This window comes from Brasilonema sennae CENA114, assembly GCF_006968745.1.
GTDB classification, from domain to species: domain Bacteria; phylum Cyanobacteriota; class Cyanobacteriia; order Cyanobacteriales; family Nostocaceae; genus Brasilonema; species Brasilonema sennae.
This window is the reverse complement of sequence record NZ_CP030118.1, coordinates 1,759,782-1,781,667: the sequence shown is the minus strand read 5'-3', so window position 1 is coordinate 1,781,667 and position 21,886 is coordinate 1,759,782. Positions and strand designations below refer to the sequence as shown.

Annotated in this window: 17 protein-coding genes, 1 tRNA gene and 1 pseudogene; 8 read left to right on the top strand and 11 right to left on the bottom strand. The window is 43.4% G+C overall.

The window, feature by feature from the left end:
- Window positions 1–167: 167 nt before the first annotated feature.
- Window positions 168–686, top strand: a complete 519-nt coding sequence (locus DP114_RS07520; RefSeq protein ID WP_169268607.1) for a MogA/MoaB family molybdenum cofactor biosynthesis protein — start codon at window positions 168–170, stop codon at window positions 684–686.
- 120 nt (window positions 687–806) lie between these two features.
- Here the strand turns inward: DP114_RS07520 and mraY are convergent, their stop codons facing one another.
- Window positions 807–1,907 (bottom strand): phospho-N-acetylmuramoyl-pentapeptide-transferase, encoded by a 1,101-nt coding sequence (gene mraY / locus DP114_RS07515; protein ID WP_169268606.1) that lies wholly within the window; start codon window positions 1,905–1,907, stop codon window positions 807–809.
- 82 nt (window positions 1,908–1,989) lie between these two features.
- Entirely contained in the window at window positions 1,990–2,229 is a 240-nt protein-coding gene (locus DP114_RS07510) for a DUF3134 domain-containing protein (RefSeq protein ID WP_169268605.1), read from the bottom strand.
- 226 nt (window positions 2,230–2,455) lie between these two features.
- Between DP114_RS07510 and DP114_RS07505 the strand changes: the two genes are divergently transcribed.
- From DP114_RS07505 to mdh, 5 genes are all read left to right on the top strand, one after another.
- Entirely contained in the window at window positions 2,456–3,040 is a 585-nt protein-coding gene (locus DP114_RS07505; protein WP_169268604.1) for a PAP/fibrillin family protein, read from the top strand.
- Between the two features lie 385 nt (window positions 3,041–3,425).
- Window positions 3,426–3,677, top strand: coding sequence for a photosystem I reaction center subunit IV (locus tag DP114_RS07500; protein WP_169268603.1), 252 nt, complete (start codon window positions 3,426–3,428; stop codon window positions 3,675–3,677).
- 321 nt (window positions 3,678–3,998) lie between these two features.
- Window positions 3,999–4,850: a DNA-formamidopyrimidine glycosylase gene (locus tag DP114_RS07495; protein ID WP_169268602.1), complete on the top strand. Its 852-nt coding sequence runs from the start codon at window positions 3,999–4,001 to the stop codon at window positions 4,848–4,850.
- Between the two features lie 395 nt (window positions 4,851–5,245).
- Window positions 5,246–5,461 (top strand): NAD(P)H-quinone oxidoreductase subunit O, encoded by a 216-nt coding sequence (gene ndhO / locus DP114_RS07490; RefSeq protein WP_169156760.1) that lies wholly within the window; start codon window positions 5,246–5,248, stop codon window positions 5,459–5,461.
- A gap of 19 nt (window positions 5,462–5,480) precedes the next feature.
- Complete coding sequence (gene mdh, locus DP114_RS07485) at window positions 5,481–6,461, top strand: malate dehydrogenase (RefSeq protein WP_171975807.1); 981 nt, start codon at window positions 5,481–5,483, stop codon at window positions 6,459–6,461.
- A gap of 338 nt (window positions 6,462–6,799) precedes the next feature.
- Here the strand turns inward: mdh and DP114_RS07480 are convergent, their stop codons facing one another.
- From DP114_RS07480 to DP114_RS07450, 7 genes are all read right to left on the bottom strand, one after another.
- Window positions 6,800–7,177 carry a translation initiation factor gene (locus tag DP114_RS07480; RefSeq protein ID WP_171975806.1) on the bottom strand — a complete coding sequence of 126 codons (378 nt, stop codon included), beginning with the start codon at window positions 7,175–7,177 and terminating at the stop codon, window positions 6,800–6,802.
- A gap of 735 nt (window positions 7,178–7,912) precedes the next feature.
- The gene (locus tag DP114_RS07475; RefSeq protein ID WP_246163084.1) at window positions 7,913–9,517 is read right to left on the bottom strand and encodes an MDR family MFS transporter; all 1,605 of its coding nucleotides are present in this window, start codon (window positions 9,515–9,517) and stop codon (window positions 7,913–7,915) included.
- A 277-nt stretch (window positions 9,518–9,794) separates the two neighbouring features.
- Window positions 9,795–10,223, bottom strand: coding sequence for an NADPH-dependent FMN reductase (locus DP114_RS36240; protein ID WP_370469281.1), 429 nt, complete (start codon window positions 10,221–10,223; stop codon window positions 9,795–9,797).
- Window positions 10,224–10,235: 12 nt separating this feature from the next.
- Window positions 10,236–11,513: an MFS transporter gene (locus DP114_RS07465; protein WP_171975805.1), complete on the bottom strand. Its 1,278-nt coding sequence runs from the start codon at window positions 11,511–11,513 to the stop codon at window positions 10,236–10,238.
- 147 nt (window positions 11,514–11,660) lie between these two features.
- Window positions 11,661–13,184 carry an HlyD family secretion protein gene (locus DP114_RS07460; RefSeq protein ID WP_171975804.1) on the bottom strand — a complete coding sequence of 508 codons (1,524 nt, stop codon included), beginning with the start codon at window positions 13,182–13,184 and terminating at the stop codon, window positions 11,661–11,663.
- A 150-nt stretch (window positions 13,185–13,334) separates the two neighbouring features.
- The gene (locus DP114_RS07455) at window positions 13,335–13,802 is read right to left on the bottom strand and encodes a MarR family winged helix-turn-helix transcriptional regulator (RefSeq protein ID WP_171975803.1); all 468 of its coding nucleotides are present in this window, start codon (window positions 13,800–13,802) and stop codon (window positions 13,335–13,337) included.
- A gap of 383 nt (window positions 13,803–14,185) precedes the next feature.
- Complete coding sequence (locus DP114_RS07450; RefSeq protein ID WP_171975802.1) at window positions 14,186–15,328, bottom strand: transposase; 1,143 nt, start codon at window positions 15,326–15,328, stop codon at window positions 14,186–14,188.
- Between the two features lie 900 nt (window positions 15,329–16,228).
- Between DP114_RS07450 and DP114_RS07445 the strand changes: the two genes are divergently transcribed.
- Window positions 16,229–16,301: transfer RNA gene (locus tag DP114_RS07445), tRNA-Arg, on the top strand.
- A gap of 82 nt (window positions 16,302–16,383) precedes the next feature.
- On the opposite strand, the gene DP114_RS07440 is transcribed toward DP114_RS07445, so the two are convergent.
- Window positions 16,384–19,200 (bottom strand): M16 family metallopeptidase, encoded by a 2,817-nt coding sequence (locus DP114_RS07440; protein WP_171975801.1) that lies wholly within the window; start codon window positions 19,198–19,200, stop codon window positions 16,384–16,386.
- A gap of 548 nt (window positions 19,201–19,748) precedes the next feature.
- On the opposite strand from DP114_RS07440, the gene tilS reads away from it, so the two are divergent.
- Entirely contained in the window at window positions 19,749–20,774 is a 1,026-nt protein-coding gene (gene tilS, locus DP114_RS07435) for a tRNA lysidine(34) synthetase TilS (RefSeq protein WP_171975800.1), read from the top strand.
- A 143-nt stretch (window positions 20,775–20,917) separates the two neighbouring features.
- Here tilS and hmpF read toward each other — a convergent pair.
- Window positions 20,918–21,616 (bottom strand): annotated as a pseudogene (gene hmpF / locus DP114_RS07430) (pilus motility taxis protein HmpF); the annotation flags it as partial.
- Window positions 21,617–21,886 lie beyond the last annotated feature (270 nt).

Sequence of the window (21,886 nt, the reverse complement as noted above, 5' to 3'; positions counted from 1 at the left end):
AAAATTCTTGATAAAATCTACATTAAATTATGAATGCGCTTCTAGAGCTTTAAGTGTGATACTCTCTGTAGTGGACTACAAGTTAGTGGTTAGTAAAAAAACAATAACTAACAACTAACACAACAAAATGCACAGATGAGCAATGACAAAAAGTCTATAGTTTCCTTATGACGCACATTCCTCACCCAGACACCCCAGGCATAACAGTAAGTTGCGCGATCGTAACTGTTAGCGACACACGCTCAAAACAGACTGATAAAAGTGGTCAGCTAATTCAAGAATTACTTCGCAATGCCAATCACATCATAGAAGCTTACGCGATTGTCAAGGATGAACCTGTGCAGATTCAAGAGCAAATGGAACGACTGAGTCAGTATCCAAGTCTAGATGTCGTAATTTTAAATGGTGGTACAGGGATTGCGCCAAGAGATACAACATATGATACAATTCAAACATTGTTAGAAAAAACCCTGCCTGGGTTTGGTGAGTTGTTCCGCTTTTTAAGTTACCAAGAAATTGGTTCGCGAGCGATGACATCTCGGTCTGTTGCTGGTGTGTACAAGCACCTACTCATCTTTTCCCTTCCAGGCTCCAGCAATGCAGTAAGACTGGCAATGGAAAAACTCATTTTGCCGGAACTTGTTCATTTAGTGAAGCAGCTACACAATTCAAACAGTAAACAGTGAACAGTAAAAACTGGTAACTGATAACTGGTAACTGATAACTGGTAACTGATAACTGAAAAAAAAACCCCCTCTAGTCGAGGAGGATATTATATTTGATTGCGGTAATTTATGCAATCATCATCACAGACCAATCGTCAAGCTGATGACAGCCAAAATTGCGCAAATTATGTAGAAGACCGCAACCACTTGCAGTTCTGACCAACCAGACAGTTCCAGATGATGGTGCAATGGTGCCATCTTGAACAAACGCTTGCCTTTGCCATCAGAACCTTTGGTAGCTTTGTAGTAGCTAACCTGAGCCATTACCGAAAGGGTTTCCACAAAGAAGATTCCGCTAAGAATAAACAGTGCTACTAAACTGTTAGTCAGTAAGCCCACTGCTGCTAAAGCGCCTCCTAAAGCCAAAGAGCCAGTGTCACCCATAAAAACACGGGCTGGGTTACGGTTATGAGCCAAAAACCCTATGCAACTGCCACTCATACAGGCGCAGAAAATCATCAATCCAGTTGAGGAGGGGGCGCTAAGGGCACCCAATGCTAGCAGTGCGATCGCCACCGTTCCTGCCGCCAAGCCATCAATACCGTCAGTGAGGTTAGTGGCATTACTTTCTGCCACCAGCACAAAGCCCGCTAAGGGCCAAAATAGTAATCCTAGGGGTACAGAAAAACCCAAAGGCAAAGCAATATTCGTAATATCAAAAGGTTGAGTAAAAATGAGCCACAGACAGAACGCTAGTGCAAAACCGATTTGCAAAGCTAGTTTCATCCGCGGAGATATACCTTTATTAGATTTGCGGCGCAGAATTTGCCAGTCATCTATCCAGCCAATCAATCCATAGCTTAAGGTCAAAGCAGAAACTGCAAGTACCTCTGTTGTAAAGTTAGACCACACACAGGCAGTGAGTACTGCCACAGGAACGAAGAATATGCCCCCCATCGTCGGTGTACCTGCTTTTTTCAGATGAGCCACAGGACCATCCTCACGGATGATTTGTCCGGTTTTCAGTGCTTGTAGTAGCGGTACTACCCAAAAACCGACTGCGGCTGAAGCGAGTGCACAGAACAAAAACGGCAAGGTTAACGACACACCTTGCCAAGGCAACCTATTCGCTATTCCATCTAACACTAGTGCTGATACACCCAGACTTACACCCAGTATAGAGACCAGACCTATGCCATTAATGATGTTTAACCCTTGGTTAGGAGATAATTTTGCGTCCACGGAAACTTCCCTTCACTCCACACTTGCAAAACTAAACAATAGGGACGAGTTGTGCCAATAATATACCTTCAGCCCAGATTATTTACTCCTCATCTGGAGCCGAATCATCGTCATCATCAAAGTCATATTCGCCAATTCCGTCCTCAGTACTCAAAAACTCTGTTATCTCTTCTTCGTCGTCTTGAAAATCAGCCTCGTGAACATCACGGGCTATGAGACGACCACTTGATTGTAACCAGTCCAAGAGCGAGGACTCTTGCTTTAATGGAATAACAGACGCCCGCTGGTTTCGGGGTACTTCACGCAATGGAGAATTTAGCATATCAACGAAGACAATATAAGGGGAAGGTAACTAGACACTAAGAGTCTATCACTTGATACAGCACTATTTACTTGTTAATTCAACTCTTAGCTTAAAAATCCGACAAAAAATTTTTTATTTATGATTGATACTGGAAAACGTGAAACCCTAATATTTATCAGTATGACACTATACATAGTTCATCAATATTTTCTGAAGTGAATCATGTTTTTTGAGGTGAAAAACAATGCTAAAAAAAGCGTCCCTTTTAGAAGCAATTGCTGGTAAAAATCGCGGACTACTTGCAACGGAGCAAGAGAAACAGGCTATATTAATAGCCATTACAAATGTAGAAGAACTAAATCCTACATCTTCGCCAGTTGAAGCAACACACTTGCTCAATGGCAACTGGCGATTAATATATACCACAAGCAAAGCTCTATTAAATATTGATAATTTCCCATTGTACAAACTCGGCCAAATTTATCAGTATATTCGCGTAGAAACTAACAGCATTTACAATATAGCTGAAACTTATGGCTTGCCTTTTTTTGAAGGCATAGTCAGCGTTGCTGCAAAATTTGAGCCAGTTTCAAATCGGCGCGTCAACGTGAAATTTGAGCGGTCTGTTATCGGTTTACAACGATTAATAGGATACACCTCACCAGAGAGTTTGATCGAACAAATTGAAGTTGGGAAAAAACTCACCGCAATTGATTTTCCTTTAAACAGGGATAAACAGCAAGGCTGGCTGGATATCACCTACATAGATGACAATTTGCGTATTGGTAGAGGTAATGAGGGGAGCGTGTTTGTTTTGACTAAAGCATAAGAACCTCCCAAACAAGTGCTTGCGACCAATGAAATTATGCGATCTCAAGAACTTTGTCAAGGTTTTTTTCATACTTTTGTGGTAGAAAAATCATAAAGAATACGTAATAAGTGGTAGGAGCGAGTCAAAAACCTTTATCAGCTATGCTCTGTAAGCGTTTCCTGTCACCTGTTTCCCGCACCCTTTGAACTTTTACCCTCCCTATTTACCTCAGAGGACGAAAATTGATCCTACAAGTTTCTCCCAGAATCACCACTGTAATGTCTTAAGGAATCCTTGGCAAGATAAATAACTTAACAAAGCTTCTTGGTGAGGCCTTCAGGTTGTAGAGTGAAATCAATTAGCCTTGTGTATTGGCAATTTATAACTTAAAGGGAAGAAACTCATGGTTCAACGTGGTTCTAAAGTGCGTATTCTCCGCCGGGAATCCTACTGGTATCAAGATGTCGGAACCGTGGCGTCTGTTGACCAGAGCGGTATTAAATACCCAGTCATTGTCCGTTTTGAGAAAGTAAACTACGCTGGCATCAACACCAATAACTTTGCTCAGGCAGAACTATTAGAAGTAGAAGCTCCAAAAGCAAAGGCAAAGAAAGCCAAAGACGAAGAAGCAAAAGCAGAAAACAAAGGGAAATAGCAAAGGGAGTGACAAAGGAAGAAAACTTCTGTTGCTTCCCCATTCACCCCATCTGTTTGACCAGAGATCGGGGTGTAGGAGTGAATCAGTTGCGCTTATCTTGCCCCAACTGCATTCCTCTGGTCCACTACAACCGCTCCCTGCTCTTTGCTTCTTGTTGACTCAACAGGAGTAGCACGCCAGTTGTTATCTCCTCTACCAAATGCAAGTGAACAAAGGAGAGCCGAAGCACTTTGTTCGCAATGGCTCTTCTTCTATAGCCTTGCCTGATCACTCATGCTGTCCTCCTTTATTCCCTTGTATTAGTGTCTTTCAAACAAGATGCCTGAACTGCCTGAGGTTGAAACAGTCCGGCGGGGTCTGAATCAATTGACCCTTAACCAAAAAATTACGGGTGTCCAGGTGCTGCTTTATCGCACGCTTGCCCACCCGTTTTCTGTAGAAGAGTTTTTGATTGGAATCAAACAGAGTTTCATCGTAACTTGGCATCGGCGCGGCAAATATCTGCTTGCCGAACTCTGCCTTTGTTCCTCTGGTTTGTCAGCTGGCTGGCTGGGGGTTCATCTGCGAATGACAGGTCAACTTCTGTGGTTAGATCGAGACGAACCGTTACACAAGCACACACGAGTCAGATTATTTTTTGGAGATGAACGCGAATTACGCTTTGTAGATCAGCGTACCTTTGGTCAAATCTGGTGGGTACCTCCAACAGTTGCACCGGAAAGTATTATTACAGGCTTGGGAAAACTAGCAGTTGACCCCTTTTCACCGGAATTTAGTGTTGAGTATTTAGCGCTTAAGCTGCGAAACCGCCGCCGTGCAATAAAGACAGCACTTCTGGATCAATCAGTAATTGCGGGTTTAGGTAATATCTATGCTGATGAAGCGCTATTTATGAGTGGAGTTTTACCACAAACTTTATGTACAGATTTGCAACCAGAGCAAATTGAGCGTTTGCACTCTTCGATCATTCAAGTGTTAAAAGCTAGTATTGAAGCTGGTGGTACTACGTTCAGTAATTTCCTAAATGTCAAGGGAGTCAACGGTAACTACGGTGGTGTTGCTTGGGTTTACAACCGTGCTGGAGAACCCTGCCGAGTTTGTGGTACAGCAATTCAACGGATTCGGATAGCTGGGCGTTCCAGCCACTATTGTGTTCAGTGCCAACGATAAGCAATACAAAAGAAAAAGTTAAAAAGTTACAACTAAATATTGAAAATACTAATGTATAAAAATTAATGTATTATTCTGATACAATTTTGATTTTAGATTCGGAATTTTGAATAAACGCAGATGAGGGCAGATAGTTTCTAGAAAATTATCTAGAAACTATCTGCGTACATCCGCGTGCATATGCAGTTGCAATTTTGGATTTTGAATAAACTCCTACCAGTAGGAAGTTTCAGGAATCTAAACATAGCAGCCATAAAACTAACTGAATATCTACGCAAAAAATGTAAAAGACATATCCCAACACAAATAGGGAGGAGGTAACTCCTGGCTCTACAAAGGCTTCCTGCGAGCTACAATCCTGAAGAAAACAATTTACACAATCACGAGGGAAACTCATGGCTGTAAAAAGAGGAAATATGGTTCGTGCTGTCCGCGAAAAGCTGGAAAACAGTCTAGAAGCACAAGCTAGTGATTCTCGTTTTCCTTCCTATCTGTTTGAAACCAAGGGTGAAGTCGTAGATATCAAAGGTGACTATGCCCTTGTGAAGTTTGGGAAAGTGCCAACTCCAAATATTTGGTTACGTCTAGATCAACTTGAAGAATTTAAATAACACTCAACCATTAGCAAATATGAGCTATTCCCCTTTCTCCCAAATTAAGCGCCATTCACCCCGTGTCACCGTCATCGGTGCTGGTAAAGTTGGTAGTACCTTAGCCCAACGCATAGCTGAAAAAAATCTGGCAGATGTCGTGTTGCTTGATGTTGTTGAGGGTATGCCCCGAGGACTGGCACTAGATTTGATGGAGGCAAGGGGAATTGAACTGCACAATCGTCGGATTATCGGTACAACCGACTACGCTGATACGTCTGATTCTGATATCGTGGTCATTACAGCAGGTTTTCCTCGCAAACCGGGCATGACTCGGGATGATTTGCTTTTGACAAATGCAAAGATTGTGATGGAAGCCGCAAACAAATCAATGAGTTATTCTCCTGATGCTATATACATAGTTGTCACAAATCCCTTAGATGTGATGACCTATTTAGCTTGGCAAGCAACTGGACTGCCTCGTGATCGCATTATGGGTATGGCTGGTGTGTTAGACTCAGCACGCTTTGAAACGTTTATTGCGATGGAACTAGGGGTTTGTTCCCTTGATGTTAAAGCAATGGTGCTGGGCAGTCATGGAGATTTAATGGTGCCCTTGCCGCGTTATGCTACTGTTAACGGTATTCCGATTACAGAACTGCTAGATGCAGCCACGATTGAGCGATTAGTACAACGTACCCGTAACGGTGGTGCAGAAATTGTAGAACTGATGCAGACAGGTAGTGCTTTTTATACTCCTGCCTCTTCTACCTGCGTGATGGTGGAATCAATATTGCTAAATCAGTCACGTCTGTTGCCAGTGGCGGCGTATCTTCAGGGTGAATACGGTTTAAACGATATTTTTACTGGTGTTCCCTGTCGCTTAGGTTCTAGCGGAATTGAGGAAATAATGGAATTAAAACTTACCGATGCAGAAATAGACGCTTTACATACTTGTGCGCATGAAGTACGCAAGAATATTACCCGAGCACAGGAAATTTTCGCTGCTGTGAGTCGGTAATAACAAGCTCCTCCCCTTATTCTCCCCGAAAGGGGAGAGGCGGAATCAAGAAAAAGAGCTGTAGTGGGTTAAGGGCTAGGGGTGTAGGGGGAATTAACTTAGTAGGGGCTTGAACCCAAGTGGCTCTAGGTTAGGGTGTAAAAAAAAGCGCATGTTTTTGTCGCTCCCCTACACCCTTACACTCCTAGTTTTGGTTATCAGCAGAGCTATTAATCTATCGCGCAGGGCTTTGGCGTCAATGCTTTCTGAGGGATAACCGCTCCCATGCTCCCGATGAAGAAAGAAGTCAAATGTCTAGACTTGTCTAGGGTTTACAAAGCAGATTTGTTATTTCCGCGTTAACGGTAACCTTCATCAGCAGGGTCACCGTAAGGGTCTTCACTTGCTGGGCGGACCTCGCCAAACTGACCGTAGCCCTGGTCAGCAGGGTCACCGTAGGGGTCTTCACTTGCTGGGCGGACGTCGCCAAACTGACCGTAGCCCTGGTCAGCAGGGTCACCGTAGGGGTCTTGGCTAGCTGGAATGGCGTTACCGTAGTAATTCTGGTCAGCAGGGTCGCCGTAGGGGTCTTGGCTAGCTGGAATGGCGTTACCGTAGTAATTCTGGTCAGCAGGGTCGCCGTAGGGATCTTCACTTGCTGGGCGAACGTCGCGATCATCTTCGTTTGAGCGACCACCCAAAAAATCCGTTGCCTTGCGCAAAAAGTCGTCTACCATGACTTGTCTCCTTTTTATTTCCTTGCTTTATGTTGTGGTCTTTTTCTATCCTTTTTTGGTCTTGAGTGCAAGACTTTATGTGATTCTTATTTAATATGTGGGCGCTTCCTATGGAATAATATTCAGTTAAATCGCGACCTGTCGTACGCCCATTGTAGGCTTGGAAATCCCGATACTATTGATAACAACAGCACAGGAACACAAGTAAATCCTTAACTCAAAATTATCATGCAATTTTTCAGGTTATCCATCTTGCCTTTGAGAGAAGTTGCATTCATCCTCAAGAAGTACGAAGGTAAGTAGATAACAAATAAGAACCGTAATTATATTTAAAATTTAAGAGAAACTTTTCTCAAGTTAGAGTGATACAAAAGACATTTTTCAATGGGCGATCCTCTGAGTGTACGTTATCTTCAGGCGATCGCCCAGTCAGGATTAAGCTTGAGCGATTGAGGATACAGTCGTTCTAATATAGCTTAAGTGTCAGTACCTGCAGGATTAACTTTGCTATGCATGGCTAAAACTCCCATGAAACTCTTCCCTGTACCGTGAACGACTCACCTGGATAAACCCGCAGTGGGCTTATAGCCGTCTCAAAGTAATCCACGTTAAACAAATTCCGGAAATCCACCTGTGCGCGGAACTGTCTTCGCTTATAAAAAAAAGTATTCCTTGGTGTATTTTCAACAAACAAGTTTAATCAAGTTGACAGATAAGCTTTTTTGTGTGTCAGGTTTAATGAGCTACTGCACCACCCGTAACCTTGACTTTTTTTAGGAATAAAATAGCAATACCACTCAGTAACAAAGCAATTGCAATAAAATAGAAACAATCATTAAAAGCGTTAACAAAAGCTTCACGACGCACAACATTATCAATAGCTTTTATGGCTTGGTTCTGTGCTGTACTCAAATCAGAACCACGACTGACAAAATATTGAGTCATTTGATTGATTCTCTCTTGAGTTGCTGGATTATATAAAGATACTGATTCACCTAATCGATTGGAGTGAAATTGTTCTCTGTTTGTTAATAGAGTCGCTAATGCTGCAATTCCTAGAGAACCACCCAGATTACGCATCATATTAAATAAACCGCTTGCTGAACCTGCGTCTTTCGGACTCAAACCAGCAGTTGCAATAGATGTCAGTGGTACCATGATAAGTGGTTGTCCCATTGCGCGAACAAGTTGCGACCAAATTAATTGGTCATATCCCGTTTGATAAGTCATCTTGGAATTCATGAATGCACTGACAGAAAACAAAGTCACACCCACAGCAACCATTAACCGCACATCAATGCGTTGCATCACTTTTGGAAGAAAGGGAATAATAAACAATTGGGGAATTCCCGCCCAAATCAGCACTTGACCAATTTGCAGGGCATTGTATCCTTGAATTTGAGCGAGATACAGCGGCAAAATATAGATAGAACCATACAATCCCACTCCCAAGGAAACATTAACAATACTTGCTAAACCAAAGTTACGAGATCGCACAAGTCGTAAATTAATAAATGGCTGCTTGCGAGTTAATTCAATCCAGAAAAAGATTGTTAGGAAAATAACCGCTAAGATACTCAAGCGCACAATTAACGCTGAACCAAACCAATCTTTGCGGCTACCTTCTTCTAAAACAACTTGTAAAGAAGCCAACCCAATTGCCATTGAAATAATTCCCCACCAGTCCCCTTGTTTTAGCAATTGCAATTGGGGTCTTTCTTGCTTAATTCCATACCAAACTCCAGCAAGCATCAACAACCCTGGAACTACATTTATGTAAAAGCTGTAGTGCCAACTAAAGTTTTCTGTTAACCAACCTCCTAATGTTGGACCAATTGATGGTGCAAAAACTGCTGTAATCGCAAACGCAGCTAATCCAATTGCTTGCTTGGATGGAGGTAAAGTTGTTAGTACAACAGTCATCGCGGTGGGGATTAAAACCCCTCCGGTGAAGCCTTGTAAGGCGCGGAAGACAATCATGGAATTGAGATCCCATGACCAAGCACAGCATACAGAAAAAAAGATAAATAAGGCGGTGTTAACTAACAAATACCGTTTTAGGGAAAACACGCGCGACAACCATCCGGTTAAAGGAATGACTACAATTTCCGCCACAAGATAAGCAGTAGAAATCCAAGAACCTTCTTCTAAAGTCGCCGCCAAACTCGCCTGAATATCTTGTAGTGAAGAATTGGTTATCTGAATATCCAGCACCGCCATAAATGCGCCTAGCATACTCGCCGTAACACCAATCCAGGTTCTCAACGGTATCGGTTGATTCGAGGAAGATTGTGTAGAACCTTGATTCCCTTGGTTATCAACTGCATTTGTTTCAGCCACAGCAGTACTCCAAGTATTAAATTAGATAACGGAATTAGGAATCACTTTAGCAGATTTAGAGTGAGGTATGATTGGCAGGCGATCGCCTGCATAATCTTTAGACATCTTTGTGCTACAAGTTTAGGTACAAAGTCTTGTGGTATTTAGTCTCTGTCTTCGCCTTGGAATGTCTTGATCGCGTATGCGAACGCCACGATGGCTGCGTGCAGCACGCTCGATATTTCCGAATGCGAAACGATGCCAATCTGATCGATCTTATTAGTAGGGAGTGGAACAGTCAGTGACGCTTCGGTACAATGCGCGCATCCATTGTCGTGAGCGTTTCCCTTAGAGAAGCCTGTGCATGTGTCGCTCGTGGTGACGCATTGAGCAGTGCGACGGGCTTGCCCACTAGTTCTCCGCTGCCGACTACCCAGTCGAGTGCATTCTTCAACACGCCCGGCACACCATGAGCGTACTCTGGACTCGAGATCAATATGCCGTCAGACATATGTAGTCGGGCACGAAAGTCAATCACTGAAGGCGGTTCAGAACCCTCAAGATCAGGATTGAAGTGCGGCAGATCGCCGAGATCCCCATACACGTTAATATCAACCCCCTCTGGTGCCAAGCTAGTCGCAGCGCGAAGCAGAACTGTGTTTGATGAGGCAGTCCGAAGGCTACCTGAGATACCAAGAATTCGTATTACTCTAAATTCTTTTATCATGCCTTTCATTTTTTAACGTTTCGCAGTTGCTAATATACCCTTTCGCTCATAAATTGCGAGTACCATTTTTCTTAACTCAGGCAACTGTTTGGCAAAATAGATAGACGCGAAAATACAAGCAATACCATCAATTATTAAAGTGTAAGGAGCGCCGATTTGATGGGCTAATGCACCTGCCACTAAATTCCCAAAGGGTATTATTCCTAAAAATGACATTGTGTATAAGCTCAGGATCCGTCCGCGCTTTTCCTCTTCAAGAATAGTTTGTAAAACTGTGTTACTACCGGCAATGACGAAAATTACTCCTAAACCAACAAACAACATTGCCAGTAAAGAAAGTGGAAGCAAGCGCGACAAGGAAAAAGCAATCAAAGCAATTCCTGCAATTGCTAGACCCGAGACAATCAGTTTACCAAGTCCCATAACTGTTTGTCGCGTCGCTAAATGAATACCACTTGCTAATGCTCCGACTCCCGACGCAGCCATCAAAAATCCTAGAGTTTCTGCACTACCTTTGAGGATTTCTTCTGCAAAAATCGGAGCAATAACGGTGTATTGCATTCCGAAAAAGCTGAAAAAAGCTATTAATAATAATATTGCTCGAATTGGTGGAAAACTAAAGGCATACACAAACCCTTCTTTCAAATTTTGCAAAGGATTGCCATTAGTAACTGTAGTTTTCCAAGGCTTAATTTTCATCGCTAACAAAGCGATAATCACAGCAATGTAGCTTAAACCATCAATTAAAAAACAGTAACCTGCGCCGACTCTGGCAATAAGTAAACCACCAATTGCAGGTCCAATCAAGCGCGCACCATTAAACATTGTTGAGTTGATAGCTATGACATTTGCTACATCGTCTCTGCGTTCCACTAACTCTATTACAAATGCTTGTCTTGCTGGTCCATCAAAGGCATTATTAAATCCTTGCAGTAAACTTAAGGCGATAATGTGCCAAATATCAATCATGCCTGTAAAAGTCAGTACTGCTAGCGCCAACGACTGAATCATCGCTATTATTTGCGTGCCAATAAGAATACGATGACGGGAAAAACGATCCACAAATACCCCACCTAAGGGAGTCAAAAAAAAGTTGGGAATTTGACTGGTAAATCCAACAACCCCCAACATAAATGGGTTGTTGGTTAGGTGATAAACTAACCAAATCGTGGCAAGTTGCGTCATCCACGAGCCAATAAGGGAAATGCCTTGTCCAGCAAAAAACAAACGGTAGTTTCTTGACCTAAATGCTGGTAACAGTGGACTTTTTCTAGTTGTTTGTGCGTTCATTCAAGGGTTACTTTATACAAATTAAATATCCTTTCATAGATATCATTTGACACTATACCTAACCCCTCTCTACAGGTGGAAAAGAATACCATTGCTTTTGGAAGAGGTTTTAGGAACAAATTTTTCCTTGTACCCTATCCTCTCGTCCTACTTGACTTTTACACTGATTTCTGCTGACATTCCCGGTGTAACCCGTGATTCATAACCTTTGATGCTTTGTTTATCGAAAACAATTTTGACAGGAACACGTTGCACAATTTTCGTAAAGTTTCCTGTGGCGTTATCTGGTGGTAAAAGAGCAAACTGTGCGCCGGAAGCTGGCGAAATACTATCAACGCGACCCTTAAAGGGATGATGGGGTAAAGCATCAACTTTAATCTCCACTTCCTCTCCTGGCTTCATGTTTTCCAACTGAGTTTCTTTAAAGTTGGCAACAATCCAAGATTCGTCATTGACGATCGCCATTAAAGGTGTTCCTGCTTGTACCCGGTTGCCAACTTCCACCGTTTTGCGCCCTACCCGTCCGGCTGCAGGAGCAGTAATGTTGGTGTAGGATAACTGCAACTGGGCGTCTTTCAAGGATGCGTCTGCTTGAGCTATGGCTGCTTTGGCTGCTTCATACTGGTTGCGGTTGACTGTTGTTTGTTCTCCACCTGCAGTCGCTTGTTGCAGTCCACCTTTGGATGCTGCTAGTTTTGCTTGAGCACTCACTACTCCTTCTTGTGCTTGCGCTAGTTGCGATTGTGCTTTTGCGACGCCAACTCTGGCGGAGGCTAATCGTGCTTGCGCTTGGTTAACTCCTTGAATCGCAGCATCCTTTTGGGCAACAGCCACATCATACGCTGACTTAGCAGTATCTAATTGCTGACGGGGAATTGCTCCTTGTTGAGACAAGGTGTTGTAACGGTTGTAATCAGCTTGCGCTTTTTGCAAATTGGCGTTTGCTTGGGCAACTTCGGCTTGTGCTGCGGGAATTCCTGCTTCTGCCTGTTTTACCTCAGCTTGTGCTGCGGGAATCCCAGCTTGTGCTTCCTGTACGGCGGCTTGCGCTGTGGAAATCGCTGCAACAGCACCGCTAACATCTCCCTGTGCTTGAACTGTCTTTGCATTCGTTGTTTTTGAGGCTAAGTTAATATTTGCTTGTGCTGCTTGCGCCTGACGACGAGCATTTTGTAGCGCCGCATCAGCTTGTTGCACTTTGCTTTGATAATCCCGTGGATCAAGTTTTACCAGCAATTGTCCTGGTTGTACCTCCTGGTTATCATTCACCAAGACTTGACTTATGGTTCCGGGAATGCGAGTACTGACTTGGTGTAAGTGTCCGGCAACTTGAGCGTTGTCTGTCTCTTGGTGAGTGGAAGCATACTGCCACCAGTGATAACCAAAACCTCCACCAACTACAGCACCCACACCCAATGCTGTCAAAATCAAACCTATCGGTTTTTTCTTCTTTGGTGTTTCCGGCGGTTGGGGTTTGACTTGCTTGTTCTCAGTCTCAGCCTGAGTATGCACATCAGCTTCTGGAGTTGTTTGTGCTGGTAAAGTTTTATTTGTAAAATTTTCTGATGTTAAAGCTTCCAAAGTTTCTGTGTCTTTAACGAGTTCTTTCTCCAGAACTGCAGTTTTGTGTTTGTTACGTCCGTTGGAGTTGATGTTGTTTGTGCGTTCCATGATAGTTAAGCTCCAGTATCGTTTTTACCCAGTGTAATATTTAGAGCACTAAATATTTAGGCAGATTTATTTAATAGATGTTTATTTAGAATACGTAATATTATAGAGAAAACAACCAAGAAAGCACCTCACCCAAATGGATGATTGATTCTAGGATAAATTCTCGATTGCCTGATTCATAAGTTGGGAAAACTGTTCTCGCTCAGCGTAAGAAATACCGTACATAGCTTGCTCGCGAATTTCTACCGCAATAGCTGGTAAGACTGTTTCGAGTTCTCTGCCTGCATCTGTTAGCCAAATACGCCAGATTCGGCGATCGCGACAGTCACGTTCTCGGCGAATCAAACCTCTTTCTTCCATTCTGTCTAATACGCCAGTTAACGTACCTCCCACCTGTTGCAGTTTGTCTCCAATACTAGAAGTTGGTAAACCGTCTTCCTCCCATAAACAGCAAAGCACTACCCAGTGGAAGGGAGTTAGTCCAAACGGCTCCAACCGCTCAGTCAACTTCCGACTTAACAGTTGTGAGAGAATTTTAATCCGGTAACCTAAACCGTATGGTGCACGGACTTGCTGCCATGACTCCAAATCTTGAGACTTGTTGGGTTTATAGACCATTTTTCATAAAACTTAGTGTGCGTAATATTAAGATAGCATTATTCAATTATATAGCAATGAATTATAGCCATTATTTGATGAGTTTAGTAACCTCTCTTTTAAAAAACTGGCACATTAGATTTGGGGCTACTTAAAACCGCAGATGCACAAGGCAGTGAGTGTTTTGGGGAACCAGCGCCGTCGTCGGGAGAGTTTCACAGGCTTAGACGCCCACCAGAAGGTTTGTTGTAGGATAGCGACTGGCGTTGGGTTCCCCTGAATATGGAACCAAACCGTGCGAACAAACAACAGAGAAATTACTTATTGTGTGTGTATCTGTCTCTACTGTGCTGTACAACACTTTTGAATAAAGTGGGAGGCTTGTTTTGAAATCAAGCTAATGATTAAACATTAGACAAGGAGTAGACTTGACCATCTATTAACAGTCGAGTGATTCCTTTTGCTTCTAGATGATAACGAGCCTTGTGCAGCATTTTAGTATCAGGAATTTTAATCACGCGATCGCGCTTGGTTGAGAAGCGCTTTGCGACTCGATGGTTATCGAATACTGGTAGCGTTCTTTGTTGAGTTTCCAGGCTAGGAATTTGTCCCAAGTCGCCAAATTCCCGCAGTGGACGAGTGATTAATTCTGAGGAACGATCTATAACTAAATAGCAAGTTTTGGGCAAAGCCGCTGATGACAATGGTAAGACTCTTACTAAGGCTTCACCCGATCTTGGTCTTGTGACTAAAGGTTGAGCTGGTTCAAAGTCTTCGTCGTCATATTCCTCATCATCATCATCATCCAAATCCTCCAAATCATCTGACTCGTCTAGCAAATCTTCGCCAAACATTTCCGCTATCACATTAGCCTCTGGACGTGTATCTTCCAAAAGCGGACTAGGAATGGTGGTGATTTCTAGAGGTTTTATTTCTAGAGGTTTTATTTCTGGAGGTTTTATTTCTGGAGGTTTTATTTCTCGGGGTTTTTGTTCTAGAAGTTCCAATTGCTCGGCAACTGGTTGCTCATATGGTTGCTCATATTGCTTAGCTCGGACTGGTAAAATTGGTTTTGTCTCGGCTGAGGAGCGCCGCTTCACTCGTCTGCTAGCATGAGTTGGCTCATCAACTTCCACAAGCTGCAAGTTTTGTGCAACGACAGGTTCTTCTTGCGGTAAGACAACTGCTGCTGCAGGAGACTCTGACGACTTAGGCGTCTGGGGAACTTGCAGGGGCGCAATCTCAACGACAGTTTGCGAAACTTCAGGCTCTAAAGCTTTTTGCTCTTGTTTCTCGTCTTCCTGTGACTGGTTGCTAAAAGCCGGCAGATTGTCGTAGCTAACTTGTGCCCTTCCTTCAGGGGTTCTTGCAGCACGCTTTAAAGACACAAGGTATTCATACTCATCTTCTGGCAGAGTACTTTTGAGTAAGCGGCTAATTGTCGAGTTACTCACGTCATAGCGTTCTGCCAAAGTTGAGGTTGTTTCGGCAGTTTCGCGGTATAATTTGAGAATTTCGTGTTTATCTGGTTCTGTTAGTTTTCTCACGGTAGACACCACAAATTTCTAAACTGTTTTTCTTCCACTGACACGTCGCGAACGGATAAATTATGCGTCGTATTCCTCCAACAGCGCCCATGCCAAATAAAACTCCACTTCACGCCCAAAATACCTCTAAATATCTCTCTATTTTGATAGTTACGAACCCAACTTGTGGCCCATTTAAAGCGCATCATGCCCAACCCCAGGAAAAAATCAGTGCTCACAAAAAACAGAACCGCAAGGGAAACGATAAGTTTTTCTTGCAAGACTATTTCTGTACAACTGACAAATATCTTTCCAAGGAAATATAAAAACATAACGATACTGATGACTAACTAAACACTATCACCACTCTTGTATTTGTGGACTGCGCCAATTTCTTAAGCATAAGACACCAGCAGCCAGATCAGCTATTGCTTCAAAAATATATGTTCCAATAACATTGCACTCAGCAGGCTTTCGGAGCAAGAGTGAATATGACATTATACTACTAAACACCATAAATTGTAGAAGTGCTAGCAGACTCTAACTTAGGATAGCCCAGACAATGCCTTGAGTGGAGAACATAGTTTTGAGATGGTGTAACTCGGTGTTAGCGCTACTCATAGAACTTTACTGTAGAAATGCACTTTTTTAGCAGCTTTTTGGCTGAATAATACTTCAAAAGACAGATTTGATAAAACTGAACCAGTCAGTTTCAACCTAAAACTGGTACTGCGATCACGCCTATGACTAACCAATATGCCATTTGCTTTGTTTCTAGTGTTTGTTCATTGACTCACTTTTGCGACGACTTGGATCTTAGCTTCGCCGAGGTGAAATCTGCAATAATTTTAGATTGCCTTTTGCTTAGGTTTATAGATATAATGTATAAAGTGACTGTCCAACGAGGCAGTTATTTTGATTGGGCGCGTAGCTCAGTGGATAGAGCCACGGATTTCTAATCCGTTGGTCGCAGGTTCGAACCCTGCCGCGCTCGTTTTAAATTTGACCAGTCGTTAATCAGCAACCCAGTGTCTTCAGACACTGGGTTGCTGAATATTTATCCTTACATACTTGACCTAAGCTCCAGGTCCAGCCGTGACAATCACCAGCTTATCTGGATGAATAAGTTCTTGTATTGTCTGTTGCACCTGAACCGGAGTCACTGCTTGAATTCGTTTAGGAAATTCTCGGATTTCTGTTTGAGAAAGACCATAAACGGCATTATCTAAAATCATGCTCGCTACGCTACTAGGATTAGCTAATTCTACAGGGTAGCTATTGGTGATTGAGCGTTTGGCTGTATTCAATTCACCTTGGGTGATTCCTTGGTCTCGCAACTGCTTAAGTAAAGCCAGAGTGCTGGTAATAGCCTTCTGAGCATCTCCTGGAGCGGTCTGCATCTGAATTAAGAATGGACCAGGATTGATACCTGTAGAAAAGCCACTGTAGATACCGTAGGTTAAACCTTGGCGATCGCGCACCTCTGTACCCAAGCGACTAGATAAGGTATCGCCGCCCAAAATTTGATTGAGTACCAAAGCAGAATAGTAACGAGAATCTTTGCGTGCAATACCATTGTAACCTATGTAGGTAACAGCTTCCGTCTTACCGGGAATCACTGAACTCAACTGTTTCATTGTTTGCGGTAAGGACACCGCAGGTAAATTAAGAGTCGGTGGCTTACTCTGAACTTGCCATTTATCGAAAGCTTTATTGAATTGTGCTTTCACTTGGTTAGGGTCAAAGTCACCAACAAGGGCGATCGTTGTCGTATCTGGGCGATAGTGTTCCTGGTAAAAGCGAAGCACATCAGCACGAGTTACGCTCTTTAAGCTTTCTTCTGTAGGAAAGCTATGAAAGGGATGATTTTCAGGGTAAATTGCTTGTTGGAATACCCGTCGTCCCAATCCGCGAGGATCATCGAGTTGTACTTTCAGACTTATCAAAGCCCGCTGACGAGTAAGTTCTAGTTGCTTATCTGGGAAGGTAGCATTTTGTACTACATCTGCCAGAGTTTGAATTAATATCGGCATATTAGCAGACAACCCATTTCCACCAATACCAACTCCTTCACGACTAGCAGCGAATCCCAAGCTGACTCCCTTATCTTCCAGGGTTTTTGCTAGAGTTAGAGCATTTTTGGTTTGAGTTCCATTCATTAAATTGGTTGCAACCAAACTTGCTAAACCTGCTTTCTGATTAGTATCAAATTCAGCACCAGCATCAATTTGTCCACTGAGATTCACAGTGGGGACACTGTGATCAGGTAGCAGCAAAACGCGCAAGCCATTTTTGAGTGTGAATTGCTGTGGTAACGGTTGTTGAGTCGAAGCAGTGGCTGATGTTGCAGGAGGGAGGTATTTAGCAAGTTCTGCTGGATCAACTGGCTTACCAGGGCTGAAGTTTTCTACAGTGCGACTAGAAGCACCACTGGAACTCCCTGGCTTACCACCTGGTAGAGTGGGTTCAAAGAAGCCGATAGTTTGTTTAGCAGGATTGAGGTAAGTTTTCGCTACTCGCTGTATATCTGCTGCTGTGAGTTTGGCAATTGCTTTAAGATATCCCTCAACATAACGATAATCCCCAGCGACAGTTTGGTTATATCCTAGCTGTGTCGCCTGAGAGGTGATATCTTGGTTACTAAGTACAAAGGAAGCTTGGAGTTGCGTCTTTGCTCGGTTCAATTCTTCTGTGGTAACTTGTTTTTGTTGCAGTTGAGCCAAGGACTGTTGCAACACCTGAGCAATTTTTGATGGGGGTTGACCTGCAGCAGCTGTGACATTAATTTCGTACCAACCTGGTTCGATGAGTTCTGAAGGACTTGCACCCACCGAGCTTGCCAAGCCTGATTCTACCAAGGTTTGGTAAAGCTGTGAGCTACGTCCGCCCGTGAGAATCACATCCATCAGATCAATTGCTGGTACGTCTGGATGATTAACATTTGGTAGAGGATAAACGACTTGCAATAATGCAGCGCTTCCTGGTTCTTTTAAGACGATAGGTGATTTTTTAGAAGTAGAGCTAGAAGAAGAGGAGGGAGGGGGTGTTTTTTTAGGAGTAGAGGTAGAAGAAGGTGATTTTGAAGAATTTTCCTTAGTTTGGCTGTCTTGTTTCCCCCGATTTGGTAACTTCCCAAAAGTTTTTTGGACAGTTTTCAGCACAGGTTCTGTGGCAAAATCTCCCGTAATAACTAGAGTGGCATTGTCAGGGCTGTAGTAGGTTTTGTAGTAGTTCCGTACCTGCTCCACTGTGAATTGCTGTACATCAGCTTTTGTACCTCCTACGGGTAAACCATAAGCCCGTTTCGGGAAAGCTGCTCGCATCACAGCCCGATTAAGGCGATAGCTTGGAGAATTTTCGTATCCTTGTAATTCCGAGATGACGACGCGCTTTTCACTTGTCAGTTGTTCAGCCCCAATTAAAGCGCTTTCCATGCGATCAGCTTCTAAGGTGACTAGGGCTTCTAATTTGTCGCGTTGCACTGTGCCAAAATAAGCTGTCTCGTCATAACTCGTAAAAGCATTGGACTGACTTCCCAAAGCACTAAACAGCCGACCAAATTGTACTGGACGATCTGTGGTTCCTTTGAACATCAAATGCTCTAGCTGGTGAGATATGCCACTCTCTCCTGCTTTCTCGTTGCGCGAACCAACTCGATACCAAACCTGCACACTCACCACAGGTGCGGTGTGGACTTCCTTAGTTAAGACTGTTAAACCATTTTTCAATACCGTTTTACGTACCCCCTGAGTGAGGGCAACATTAGACACAGGTGTGACTGCACTTGGTGTTGCAGCATTGCTAAAATAGCCTCCTGAGAGCACTCCACTTAAGAGGAAGCTTATAAAAAAGACTATCAAAATGAATGGACGCAGTTTGGGGAAAAAAGGCATGACAGGTCACAGAAAAAATAAACGGCGTGGTGTGAATAAATATATGCTATAAAAATGCTCCTTTGCTATCTACCATACAAGAGAGCACAAATTGTGGTGATAGGAGCAAACTTAATTTTTCCTTGAGATAACTCTAACAAGCCAATATGACGGATCAATGACAGTTGTTTGTCACTCCCATGACTGAATCAGTTATCAGTGAGCCAGCGCTGCAGGAGGGGAGCCAGTGCGTTGCGGAGCCAGTCCTGCAGGAGGGTTTCCCTCCGTAGGGATCTGGCGTTAGGGTTCCCAAGGCAGCTTTTGGGGGGAAGCTTCCCCCCAAAACGTGCCGCCCCGTTGTAGCACCTGGCGTTTTCCCGACCTAGGCGACTGCGTAAGCGCAAAGCGCACGCCAAGGGCGTAAGCGCAAGCGCACGCTAAGAGCGAACGCGTAAGCGTGTCCCTTTGGGACTTACAAAGTAGCGTCTCCGCAGGAGATACCCGAAGGGTTAACAGTGACCAGTTATCATTTTCCCTTTGTTTCACTCCTTTGAACTTTAAATTGCTGAATGAGCGATAAGCGAAGCTTGCATCCATTGGCAGATCGCACTCCTTGGACTCCTGTCCATGCAAAATTACACCGCACGATCCGCTCTCGTCACCTCTTTGAGCGCAACCAACGACTATTAGTTGCAGTTTCAGGTGGACAAGATTCCCTGTGTCTGATCAAAATACTGTTAGATTTACAAAAAAAATGGGGATGGTATCTAAGTATTGTCCACTGCGACCATTGCTGGCGTTCCGACTCCCAAGCAAATGCTAAGCATGTAGAAAACTTGGCAAAAAATTGGGGTGTTTCATTTTATATACGAACAGCTGACGAACCTTTAAAAAGCGAAGCTGCTGCACGTAACTGGCGGTATCAAGTTTTTAGTGCGATCGCCCAGGAAAACCAATTTCATTGCATTGTTACAGGTCACACAGCTAGCGATCGCGCTGAAACTCTACTTTACAACTTAATTCGCGGTACAGGTGCTGATGGCTTGCAAGCATTAACATGGCAACGACTGCTGGATAATGGCATCGTGCTTATACGCCCACTGTTAGAAATAACTCGTATGCAAACTGGGCAATTTTGCCAAGACTTTCAGCTACCTGTTTGGGAAGATTCAACAAATCAAGATTTGAAGTTTGCCCGTAATCGCATCCGTCAAAATGTAATACCATATTTGCAAGAAAATTTCAACCCTAAAGTTGAATCAGTTCTTGCCCAAACTGCTGAAATTTTGCAAGCAGAAGTAGAATATTTAGAACAAGCTGCCGTAGAGTTGCGACAAGAGGCGATGGTGATATCGCCAGATGAGGCATATTCAATAAAGCTGAACCGTGGCGTATTACAGAAAGCGCCACTGGCGCTACAGCGTCGCGTCATGCGTCAGGTATTACAAGAAATAATTCAGAGTGCTTCTAGTTTCGAGCAAATTGAAAAACTAATTGCTTTAATCAATGCACCAAACCGTTCGGAGACTGATCCATTTCCTGGAGGTGCGATCGCCCAAGTTGAAGGTGAGTGGATTTACTTCAAACAGTTATGAATATAACTTTCTGGCTCGCATTCAGACGAATGGGGAATCAGACTCCTCGACTCAAGAGCCAGTCGTACTGAATGCTCGATTATTTTTTTCTGTGCTTATTTCAACATTTCTGAGTTCTGACAACTGACTCCTGAGTTCTTTGTTAAAACTTCCTGCTGCCTTTCGAGCACTTTCAGGGCATGATTGAGATATTCGCGTACTGTTTGTGTAAAAGCAAGGCTAGTAGACACTTGAGCAAGTAACTCGTTTAGTGCTGGACTTTGCTGACTATCCAACACAGCAGAGTACGAACACTGTGTTTTGTACTCTTCCAAGCGACGTTGCTCACCCCGCAAGTGCTCCCATGCTCCTTCGAGTTCTTTACGGTTGCACGAAATCTCCGTTTGCAACTTTTCAATTTCCTGGCGGGAAGCTTCTAGTTGTTGTTGTTGCGCCTCCAAGCGCTGAAATTTATCCTCCATTTGTTGCAGTTGTTCCAAACGCTCTTCCATATCCATTTCACGCCGATTTAACTCTTGGGCTTGAAACGTCAGAGACTGCTTCCACTGGTTAATTTCTTCTTCTCTAAGCTTACATTTTTCCACCTGACGGGAAAAATTCTGCAAAATATTTACGATCGGACGTCCCGCCTCTTGAATCCGTTGTACTTTACGCTTGGGATTGATTTCAACCAATACGAGGACTCCATCACTTAATTTGCTAGCTTCCTCAGCAGGAACCACTTCTTCAGAAACTGTACTCCAACTTTGGTCAGTTCGTTGACAAGCCAATAGTTTTAGTTCAGTTTTGCCACCACCAAGTAAACCGCCTTTCTGCTTTTGTACTTCTGCTAAATACAGCACACTGTTATTCCTTTTGTGTACTTAAGACTCCTAAAATCAGTGAACAATTATCTACGTATATAAGTAAAAAGAGGTCATAAAATTTACTATAATCAGTTAAACCCAACACCAGAGGCAGTTACCTGCACCTACGTTTGTGCAGCAGGTTGTCTCACCCTTCGGGTATGTTCTATGCGTGAAGGATACGCTACTTTGTATGCCAAATGGCAGGCTGTGCGATTTTTTTTATTTTTATCCCACGGCTGAAATATTTCAATTTTATCGTCCATC